This window comes from Priestia sp. 40 (assembly GCF_049368575.1).
Taxonomy (GTDB): Bacteria; Bacillota; Bacilli; order Bacillales; family Bacillaceae_H; genus Priestia; species Priestia zanthoxyli.
Genome location: NZ_JBMPZA010000016.1, coordinates 247,092 through 258,155 on the forward strand (window position 1 = coordinate 247,092; position 11,064 = coordinate 258,155).

The window sequence follows — 11,064 nt, forward strand, 5'->3', positions numbered from 1 at the left end:
GAGGAGCTGAGAAAATGCAGTCTTTTTTTCTTGTTGTTTTTGTGTACAATGCTTGTGCTGATTTGAATTAGCTAGACACTTTCATAGCCGGTTTTTCTTTTATGCGGCCTGAGCGCTTTTTCATATCTTGTAAAATTTCTAAATATCTCTTTTCCGTCAACTCATATTTTACGAGTGGGACAAGTGATAACAAGCAGAGAATACCCGGAATAATCGTAAAGATTAAAGCAATCCAAATTAGCGTGCTGTGTGACTGAATTTGATTTGGCACGTACCCTACTGCTGAAAGGATGTACCCGCCTACTGCTCCACCCACTGCTGAAGCAACCTTTGTTTTGAAAATATTCGTAGAAAACACCATTCCTTCCGCTCGGTTCCCCGTTTTCCACTCGCCGTATTCTACACAGTCAGCGAGCATAGATGTTTGAGCAATGTTGCTAACTCCACCGCCGAAAGAAGCTAAAAAGCTTAAAATCATTACCGGCATAACGTGAAAACCGGTTACAAACATTGTAAGAGTGGCTACAGCATTTAGCGCAATTCCCCCTATTGCTGCGCGTTTCTTTCCAAATTTATTTGAAATGAAAGGAGACGCGATCGCCCCTACAATTTGTGCGGTAAAAAATAAGGTTAAATAAAGAGACGCGATGTTCTCTGCATTTAAATTATATTTAAAATAATAAATAGAAAACGTAGTTCGAATCGTTAAAATTGTTTCAACTAAAAGCATTGAGAAAATCAGGTAGCGCAACGGTCTATTTTGAATAAATAAGTTCCAAACTGCTTTTGGTGTCTGCTTTTCCTGTCTTTTTACGGTATAGTTTTCTTTTACTCCTGAAAATGTGATGATCATTGTAATCATTAAGATACACGCATAAATAAGACTAAGCATAAACCAGTTTCCAAAATAATGAGCTAGTGGAAGAGTTAATAAACTAGCAAATAAAGACCCTACGGCTGCAATTGTTCTAGGAAAAGCTACTACTTTATTTCGTTCTTTTACATCTTGTGTAATCGTTGCTGAAAGCGACCAATAAGGAATATCCATGATAGCAAAGCTTGTTCCCCACGCGATATAAGTGATATAAGCATAAATTAATTTTCCTGTATGAGAAAGATCAGGACTAATAAAACACGCGACTGTAGCAACAGCTGCAAAAAATCCGCCTATTAAAAGATATGGCCTAAACTTACCAAATCTCGTTTCTGTATTATCAACAATCATTCCGATAATAATGTCTGCAATTCCATCCCATATCCTTGCAATAAGAAATAAGGTTCCTACGGCTGCAGCATTTAATCCTACGCTGTCCGTATAAAAAATCATTAAATATGTACTTGTTAATGCATAAATAATATTGTTTCCAAAGCTCCCCATTCCGTATGATAATACGGTCTTTAGAGAAACTTTTGACTGTACCCCCATGCTCATATAACCTAACTCCCTTCTCCTATAAAACGCTTTCATATCATATTATGAGTGACTAGAATCTCATTGCTTTATGAGATTCTAGTCTCCTGTTGCTACTACATGTTTTCTATAATACGACTTTCATAAGGCTGCAGAACATTACCTTTAAATACTTTTACTTCTGGCGTATGGTTCATAAGGAAGTAATAACTTTTCTCTCCAAGCTTGCGAGGATATACTTCAATCCCCTCTTCACTTTCCGTATGCTCAATATGCTGCTCTGTTACAATATCAAGCGCAATTTTTTCAAACGTTTGCCCTTCAATTCCACAGCCTACATAATAAACGGTTCCACGACCAAACTGATTTTTTGTTACCGCCGCTTGATTATAGAATGGATCATCATACTCATACAGCACTTCAGCTGTTACAGGCGTGATAATATCTCTCCACACGGACGCACTTGATTCTTCTCCTTCATACGGTCCTACTCCTTTAATAGCTGCTTTTTGAGTAGAAGACAGTGCTTCAACTTCATGAATTTCAATTCCTGTTATTTCTTTTACATATCCCGGGAGCGTCTGTTTAAAATGAATATTATTTTGTTTGTCTTTAATGCCGGTTCTAAACGTAAAAACGATAACGCCTCCGCTTTCAGTAAATTCAGTAAATCTCTTACCTAGTTCTTCATCAATGATTTGCAAAGCTGGAACAACCAGTACTTTATAGCTTGAAAAATCTCTTGTAGCAGGAATAACATCAATAGGTGTATTCAACTTATAAAACGGTGTATACCCTCTAAGAAGCTCTTTCGTAAAGTCAAACCCTTCACTTTGCTGCTGAAAGCGCCATGACCATATATTTTCATAGTCATATAAAACGGCAACATCCGACTTAATGTCAGATTCAAGTACATGTTCGTACTTAACGATTTCACTAAATAACGACTGAACTTCTTTGTAGCGTCTTCCATAATGATTATCATGACCTACAATTCCGTAGCAGTATTGCTCAGCTCCTCTTGTCATTCCGCGCCAACGGAAATACAGCATGTCCGTGCATCCATGAGCAAACGCTTGATAAGACCACATTTTTGCCTGATTAGGCCTCGGTAGATAACCGATGACATCATGACCTTGAGCACCCATTAATTCCTCTACAATCCAGAAGTTTTTATGTAGCAGACCTCTATTAAAATCATGTCCCAGTGCAATATGAGCAGGGGTAATCGGCTCTGTTTGACCGCCCCATACCGGATAATTGTCATAGGATACAAAGTCCATGACTTCTAGATTCTCTTCATGGTCAAACCATTTATCAAAAAAGCCTCCTGAGACGTTCGTTGTCAACAGCTGGTGATCACCTTTATATCTCTTCACAATTGCTGTTTGTTCATGAGCATATCTGTTTAACGAAAAAGAGCGAAAGCGCGCCCAATCAAGCTTTAACGAAGGACTGTGTGTCGTAATTGTTTTTACAGGCATAGGCACTTCAGTAAACTCGTTATATGTTTGTCCCCAGAAAATAGTGCCATACTTCTCATTTAACTCATTGATGTCTTTGTATTTTCTTTCTAAAAACTGCTGAAACTCTTTATGACATTGTTCGCAGTAACACATGTCACTGCCTTCATGGCCAAATTCATTGTCAACTTGCCATGCTACGATTGCTTCTTCTGAGCAGTAATGCTTTACAAGTTGTTCTGTAATCTGAGCACTATACTTCCGGTAAAGAGGCGAATTAAAACAATATTGACGTCTTCCTCCAAAGGCTCTGACCGCCCCGCTTTCATCTTTGGATAAAATAGAAGGATGCTTCTTCGCAAGCCAAGCCGGAAAAGTGGCAGTAGGCGTACCAAACATAACATCAATATTCTGTTTTTTGAGCTTATTGATAACGCTATCAAAAAAAGAAAAATCATATTCACCTTCTTTAGGCTCCATAAGATGCCAAGCGAACTCTCCTATTCTCACCATGTTTGATCCTAGCTCTTTAATGCCTTGGATATCTTCTTCTATCATATTCTCTGGCCAATGTTCAGGGTAATAATCGACACCGATGTACATTTTTCTCTACTCCTATCTATTTCTTTATTTCATTAAATGCACGACTTGCTGCTAACTGTTAAGGTATCCTCGGAAACAGTGATCAAAAGCAAAAAAAATCACATTTTCTTTCTTACTAAATAAATTTCTATTTAACTTCAACATTCATATTTTCTAATCTTATAAAACGCTTACAAGTTTATTTTATGGACTTTTTTCAAAATATTCAATGGTAAAAAAATAGAGAAAAACATCCTTTTTTTGCTCTTTATTAAAACAAATAATAAAACGCTTACAGAGACAAATGTTTTTATGATTCTTTTATATATCTCCCCTCATACTTTCCATATCCACATTTAGGTAATAAATTGCTAAGAAAATCATCGTCAAAAGTCATTTCTTTTACACATGTTATCTATTAATTAGTAGGAGTCATTTGACTTATCTATAAAATAGCAAAAATTACAGAGCAGGTTTTTACCATTATTAATATATTAAACCTACGTTCACCCTCACAATAAAAAATACCGCACAATTAATCAATAATCTCGATTAATTGTGCGGCTACTTCTTGTGCTCAAATACTGTTGTCCCACCTCTGCCTTGCAGCTGATTGTGAACATACCTTCTAACGGTTTGTATTCATGCAGCTTCCATTTATACAAAACTCTTCAAACACAGGATTCTCTACATTTTCCATTAACAATGGTGTTGCAACATGCTGGAAATTAGAATGGCGAATTGTTAGATTTGTAACGGGAGAACGTTCATAGGCTCGAATCCATAAGCCGTATTTGCCTCCGTTGCTTTGCAAATTTTCTATGTTGATATTACGAACGACGGGCGTAAAATTCCCTGTGTCTCCTTCTTCATAGTACATGTCTATTTGAATCACTTCACTGCCAACGCTTTTGACCGTATTGTTGCTAAAGTCGATATCTTCAATCGTTCCGCCGCGAACTGAATTTGTTTTAATGCGCAGCGCCCGGTCTAGATTGGGACTGTCCATAACATTGTGCTGAGCAAATACGTTCCGAACGCTTCCTGATATTTCACTGCCGATCACAACGCCCTCGTGGCCATCTTTCATTTCGTTTCCTTCAATAATAATATTTTCACTTGGTACGTTGATTCTTCTTCCATCTGCATTACGCCCCGACTTAATCGCAATACAATCATCTCCATTGTCAAAATAAGAATCTTTAATAAGCACATTTTTACTCGATTCAGGGTCTACTCCATCATTATTAGGACCGTGACCTATAATTTTTACATCATCAATTAAAATGTTCTCGCTTAAGACGGGGTTGATTTGCCACATTGGCGAATTTAAAATGGTTACGCCTTTTATCATGATATTTTTGCTGTGGTAAGGCTGAATAAAACTAGGTCTCAAATAGTGCCCTTTACCAAATACGCGCTCTTTAACAGGAACTTTCTCTTCTGCCATTTTAAACAGCAAATCGCGATCTTGCTGTTGATTCGGCTCGCCTTCTTTCCATCCAAACTCCTTTTTTCCTTTCCAGGGCCACCAATGTTCGTTATCACCCTGTCCATCTAACGTACCTTCTCCTGTAATCGCAATATTTTTTTCATCATAAGCATAGATAAGCGGTGAATAATTATATAGCTCCACGCCTTCCCATCTTGTTAAGACAGCAGGTAAGTATTTGTCAGGATTTTGACTAAACTTAATCGTAGCTTTTTTCATTACATGAAGATTTACATTGCTTTTTAAATAAATCGCACCGGTAACATAAGTTCCTGGTGGAACAACAACGCGCCCTCCTCCTGCTTTGTTAGCCGCTTCGATTGCTTTTTTAAAAGCAGCCGTTGAATCAGACTTTCCATCTCCTGCTGCTCCGTACCGCTTAATATTAAACGTACGGTTTGGAAATGAAGGAGGCTGAATTTGTTCTTTAACTGCTGTTATTTTTTCACTTGCTGAAAGAGCTTCCCCTTGGGCAGAAAACGGTAAAACAAGCATAAGAGTCATCACAAACAAAGAAAGCACATATTTTTTCACTAGCTTTTCTCCTTTCGTTTAGCAATCTAGTAACCGACTTATTTATAAAGTAACGCCTGTTTTAAAAATGGCTATTTCTCTAAAATCATTTTTTTCATTATTTACAAGCTCTCCGCTAGAAACGCTGATCATGTACTCAATAAAGTTTTCTAACGTAGTTTCTTTCGTTTCGCCTTCAACCAGTACTCCTCCATTAAAATCAATCCAGTGCGGCTTTTTGTTATAAAGAGCGGTGTTTGTAGAAATTTTTATAGTGGGCACAAACGTTCCAAACGGCGTTCCTCGTCCCGTTGTAAACAGTACAATATGACACCCTGAAGCCGCTAAAGCAGTTGAGGCAACTAAATCATTTCCAGGAGCACTTAATAGATTTAAACCGTTAATTTGTAAGCATTCTCCGTACTTTAACACATCTACAACTGGTGCTGTTCCTGCTTTTTGAGTGCAGCCAAGTGATTTATCTTCTAACGTTGTAATGCCGCCTGCTTTATTACCGGGAGAAGGGTTTTCATACACCGGCTGTTTATGATTGAGAAAGTACGTTTTAAAATCATTAACAAGATCAACAATTTTATCAAATGTTTGTTCATCAACGGCTCTTTCCATAAGCAGGGTCTCTGCTCCAAACATTTCAGGTACTTCTGTTAAAACTGTTGTACCTCCTTGAGCAATGAGCCAATCGGAGAATTTGCCGAGCAGCGGATTTGCTGTAATACCAGATAACCCATCTGACCCACCGCATTTAAGACCTACTTTCAGCCTTGAAATATCAACATCTTCTCTTTTATCGCCTTTAGCAGCATCGTGAATTTCTTTTAGCAAAGCGACTCCTGCCTCAACTTCATCCTCGACGTCTTGAGATTGTAAAAACTTCACTCTGCTTTCATCAATTGTACCTAGCGCTTGTTTAAATTCTGTTAAGCTATTATTCTCACATCCAAGCCCTAATACTAGTACGCCACCTGCATTTGGATGCTGTACCATTCTCGTAAGCATGGTTCTTGTATTAAGGTGATCATCACCGAGCTGAGAACATCCGTAATTGTGTTTTAAAACGGTTACATGTTCAAAAGGCGAGATATCCCCTATTTCTTTTTGAAATTGTTTAATCATTTGTTCGGCTATACCATTGACACACCCTACGGTTGGGACAATCCAGAGCTCATTTCTAATTCCAATATCTCCATTTTTGCGGCGATATCCTTTAAACGTTAGCGATTGTTTTTTTTCTTTAGGAGCTGCCAACTTTTGATGAAATTCATATTCGTTAATATTATTTAAATTTGTTTTTGTGTTATGCGTATGCACCCATTCACCAGGTGAAATAGAGTGAGTCGCATGCCCGATTGGAAAACCATATTTTATAATGTTGCCGCCAGCTGAAATAGGCGTAAGAGCTATTTTATGGCCCCGTTTCACTTCTTCTTTTAGAGAAATTTCTTTTCCGTTAACCATAAGGTTCTCTTGTGCAAAAAGATCTCGTAAAGCTACTGCTACATTATCTTCCTGATGAATACGAATTACTTCTTTCATATGCTTCACCTCTTACTGTTTAGTTGCGGTTACATAGAGAATTTCTTTTATTGCCTGTTTCATTCCGAGAGTTTCAATGACTAAGACTCCACTCGTTACGGCTTTTGTTAAACTAGGAATTGTATTTAAATCCTCTCCCCAATGCTGTTTACAACCCAGCACTTCTCTTACAATACAAGAGATATTTTTTTCAGTACTGTCATACGTATTCCAAAGAGACTCATACATTTCTAGAACTGCAGGGTCATCTGATAGTTCAATTTTTTCTCCCCCTCTTTTTCCTTTATAAAAAGAAATGAGGGCACTGAGAGAGAATGTAAGCAAAGCAGGCAGCGCTCCTTGCTTTTCAACGTATTCTTTAAGGGTTGGGATATTTCGCGTTTTAAACTTTGTCATGCTGTTCAAAGAGATGCTCATTAATTCGTGATGGATAAACGGATTTTGAAAGCGTTCTAATGCAGATTTAGCAAATGACAAAGACTCTTCTTCGGAAACTGGTAAGCAAGGAATAATTTCTTCATACAGACATTTTCGAATAAACGTTCCAATTACTTCATCTTCAACTGCTTCTCTGACCGTATTTAGTTCCGCTAAATACGCAACAGGCATCATAGCAGTATGAATACCGTTTAAAATTCTAACTTTCTGCAGCGCATATGGTGCAATGTCGTTCACAAATTTCACATGTAAACCAGCTTCTTCCGCGGGAAACTCTTCTTTTACCCACTCAGGTCCCTCAATAACCCATAAGTAAAATGGCTCTGTGATAACAAAAAACTCATCTTCATAACTCAGTTCATTGAGCATATTTTTATCGTTTGGATAACCTGGCACAATTCGGTCAACAAGCGTGCAGCAAAAAGCATTTGCTTCGTGTATCCATTCGGTAAACTTTTTCTCTAAATTCCATTTGTCGGCATAGCGCAATACCATTTTCTTTAACAAGTCCCCGTTTCGCTCCACTAATTCACAAGGAAGGATAATAAGTCCCTTTGTTGGATCTCCTTGAAAAGCTTTAAACCGCTTATATAGAAATGCCGTGACTTTACCAGGAAAACTCGTTTGCGGTGCATGTTCCAAGCGGTCTTCTTCTAAAAATGCGATGCCTGCCTCTGTTGTATTAGAAATAAGAAATCTTAGCTCTTCTTTCTCCGCTAATTGCATATACGCCTCATAATCTTCATATGGATTTAGACCGCGGCTAATAGATTCAATTACTTCATGTTCTTTGACTGCTTTGCCGTCTTGAATTCCTTGAAGAGAAACCGTAAACAAACCGTCTTGCTTATTCAATTTACCTGCATTTCCTGTGATTCTCGGATTGACAGCTACTATACTGCCTTTAAATGCAGTGCGTTTGTTCATTTGATGAATTTGCCAATCAGCAAACCCCCTTAGAAATACGCCTTCTCCGAACTGCAGTACTTTTTCTGGGTATATACGTGTGTTAGCTTGCATCTGACGGTTTAACTTCATGTTAGCATCTCCTTTTTTGCACACATTAACATTGTTATTTTTATAGCTTTTTATATTATTTTAATTCTAAAAATGTTAACGTTAACATTTTTGGGCCGGTTATACTAAATAACCGGCTACATAGATGAGCGTGACTTTACAGACTGGCGAACCATTAATTCGGTATTAATTAAAACTTTATTTTGCAGTATATTTTTGTCATCTTTGTTCATTAATGATAAAACTGCTTCTGCTCCGGTCATGCTGATTTTCTCGATTGGTCTTTTAACGGTTGTTAGTGAAGGAGTGGTGTATTTGGCTAATTCAATATCATCAAATCCAATAATTGAGATATCACTCGGTACGTTTAGCCCAGACTCGAATGCGGCATTCATAGCACCGATTGCCATATCATCATTTGAACAAAAAACAGCAGTTGGCGGTTGCTTCAACCTTAACAGTGCTTTCATTCCTTCATATCCGCTTTGCATATCGTAATTTCCTTGAATCATATACTCTTGGCGAATGGAAACATTATGATCAATTAACGAGTTAAGAAATCCTTCCTTACGCTGTTGAGTTGATTTAAAGCCTTCTATTCCTTCTATGATTGCAATATGTCTGTGACCTAATTCAATCAAATACTCGCCGGCTTTGTAAGCTCCTTCTTTGTCATTAGACAAAATATTAATAATTGATGAATCGTCAACTTGGCGGTTGAGCACAATCAACGGGATGCCTTTCTCCACTACGTTATATATAAAAGTGTTATCACGATCGCTTTGACTCATTAAAATAATCGCATCAAAGCGTTTATTATTGATGTACGTATAATCATCATAATCGTCAATGCCTCTTACAAATAAATTATACTGAACATCAATTACTTTACTTACCCCTCTAATGCTATCCACTAAAAAACTTGGTGACGTACCGTTTGCCATGCTCGTAAAAAACAATCCAATTGTATGAGATTTTTGTAGAACTAAATTTTTCGCATGATAGTCAGGAATATAGTTAAGCGTATTTGCAATATCTAAAATTTTCTTTTTTGTTTTTTCTTTAATAAGCGGACTATTGTTTAATGCACGTGAAACCGTTGTATGTGATACGTTTGCTAGTTTTGCAATATCCTTAATTGTAACACCCATTTCATTTACCTTCCTTTAATGAATCAGTATCGATTTTTATTATAAGGATATCACAAGTTAGTAGGAATAATAAGCAAATGGTGAATGTTGTGACAGTTTTGACTAAGACCTAGCATGAATATCTTGGATAATCTCCGCGTGTTTCTTATCCGTTAGCTTATACATAAAGCCAATAATCACTGCAGCAATGGATAAAGCAATAGCAGGATACAGTAAAAGCAAACTTTTAATCCCCACTAATGTACCTGCCTTTTGTGTTACGTTTGGGATATACCCAACTAACCCTAAACCAATACCTGATAAGAAGCCGGATAGCGACTGAGCGAGCTTTCGAGAAAAGTTGAACAGCGAATACGTTGTGCCTTCTTTTCTTTCGCCTGTTTTCCATTCACCGTAATCAATAATATCTGATACAAATGCCCATGTAATCCCGTTGGGAATGCTGATACCTATAAAAGCAATACTTGCTAAAATCGTAAAAATTACGACGTTAGAAGGCATAAAGAAATTTACTGTGTCCGCTGCAATACTTATTCCTAAGCCAATCATTGCCGCTTGCTTTTTTCCAAATCGGCTAACAAGCTTTGGCAGCATAATGACTCCTAGAAAAGATGAACCAATAATAATAAAGTTCATGTAAGCCATCAATTTAACATTTCCTAAATTATATTGTGCAAAGTAAATAAGCATAGCTGATTTAATATTGTAAGCTGAAATGGTAAATACCGTCATAAACACTAAAATTAAAAGAGGTTTGTTACTTACAAACGTTTTAAAAATAGACTTGACTGATAATTTTTCTTTTGGACTCTCTTTTACGACAATGCGTTCTTTGCAATTGCGATAGCATACATAAAAAGCGATGATTCCAATGACCGACATAATTCCCATGACAATGGGATAACCGATTTTTTCATTTGGAAATAACAAAATGAGCGGTACAACAGCAATGCTGGTTACAAACAGTGCACCTAGCGATCCTGTTTGACGAAAAGCAGCAAGAGACGTGCGATCAGAAGTATTTTGAGTCATGGATGCGCCTAGCGATCCGTATGGAATATTGACAAATGAATAGCCAATTCCCCAAATCATATAAGAAGCGTACGCATAAATTAATTTACCCGCCGGTGAAAGATTTGGAGAAATAAAAGTGAGTACGGTTAAAATGGCTAACACCATACTTCCGAATAGTAAATACGGCCGGAATTTCCCTTTAGCACCTATATTTTTTCGGTAATCAATGGACGAACCAACAATTGGATCGCAAACTGCCGCAAGTAACTCACTTACTAGAAAAATCCCTCCCGCAGCCGCGGCAGGGATGCCTGCCACCGAAGCGGCGCACGAAAAACGCGAAAGCGTTTCACGATAAATGCGAAAACGCAGTCCCTCAGCTTCGTAAGTAGGGTTAATATCGGCTGCATAACCCAACGAAGTACAGGA

At 37.6% G+C, this 11,064-nt stretch carries 7 protein-coding genes; all 7 read right to left on the bottom strand.

Annotated elements, in window-relative coordinates; genetic code table 11:
• Window positions 1-67: 67 nt before the first annotated feature.
• Window positions 68-1,432 (bottom strand): glycoside-pentoside-hexuronide (GPH):cation symporter, encoded by a 1,365-nt coding sequence (locus tag ACO1DI_RS19705; protein WP_014460523.1) that lies wholly within the window; start codon window positions 1,430-1,432, stop codon window positions 68-70.
• Window positions 1,433-1,527: 95 nt separating this feature from the next.
• Entirely contained in the window at window positions 1,528-3,477 is a 1,950-nt protein-coding gene (locus ACO1DI_RS19710) for a beta-galactosidase (protein ID WP_182420696.1), read from the bottom strand.
• Between the two features lie 607 nt (window positions 3,478-4,084).
• The gene (locus ACO1DI_RS19715) at window positions 4,085-5,482 is read right to left on the bottom strand and encodes a glycoside hydrolase family 28 protein (protein WP_423145560.1); all 1,398 of its coding nucleotides are present in this window, start codon (window positions 5,480-5,482) and stop codon (window positions 4,085-4,087) included.
• A gap of 42 nt (window positions 5,483-5,524) precedes the next feature.
• The gene (locus ACO1DI_RS19720; protein ID WP_014460526.1) at window positions 5,525-7,015 is read right to left on the bottom strand and encodes a UxaA family hydrolase; all 1,491 of its coding nucleotides are present in this window, start codon (window positions 7,013-7,015) and stop codon (window positions 5,525-5,527) included.
• Window positions 7,016-7,027: 12 nt separating this feature from the next.
• Window positions 7,028-8,491, bottom strand: a complete 1,464-nt coding sequence (locus tag ACO1DI_RS19725; protein ID WP_014460527.1) for a tagaturonate reductase — start codon at window positions 8,489-8,491, stop codon at window positions 7,028-7,030.
• A 116-nt stretch (window positions 8,492-8,607) separates the two neighbouring features.
• A complete protein-coding gene (locus ACO1DI_RS19730) occupies window positions 8,608-9,621 on the bottom strand; it encodes a LacI family DNA-binding transcriptional regulator (RefSeq protein ID WP_014460528.1) in 1,014 nt (337 codons plus the stop codon).
• 102 nt (window positions 9,622-9,723) lie between these two features.
• A complete protein-coding gene (locus ACO1DI_RS19735) occupies window positions 9,724-11,007 on the bottom strand; it encodes a glycoside-pentoside-hexuronide (GPH):cation symporter (protein WP_423145564.1) in 1,284 nt (427 codons plus the stop codon).
• Window positions 11,008-11,064: the final 57 nt, after the last annotated feature.

Bases quoted from the DNA above. Each gene is read 5' to 3' on its own strand.
- ACO1DI_RS19705 (WP_014460523.1), bottom strand. From the start codon at position 1,432: ATGAGCATGGGGGTACAGTCAAAAGTTTCTCTAAAGACCGTATTATCA.
- ACO1DI_RS19710 (WP_182420696.1), bottom strand. From the start codon at position 3,477: ATGTACATCGGTGTCGATTATTACCCTGAACATTGGCCAGAGAATATG.
- ACO1DI_RS19720 (WP_014460526.1), bottom strand. From the start codon at position 7,015: ATGAAAGAAGTAATTCGTATTCATCAGGAAGATAATGTAGCAGTAGCT.
- ACO1DI_RS19725 (WP_014460527.1), bottom strand. From the start codon at position 8,491: ATGAAGTTAAACCGTCAGATGCAAGCTAACACACGTATATACCCAGAA.
- ACO1DI_RS19730 (WP_014460528.1), bottom strand. From the start codon at position 9,621: ATGGGTGTTACAATTAAGGATATTGCAAAACTAGCAAACGTATCACAT.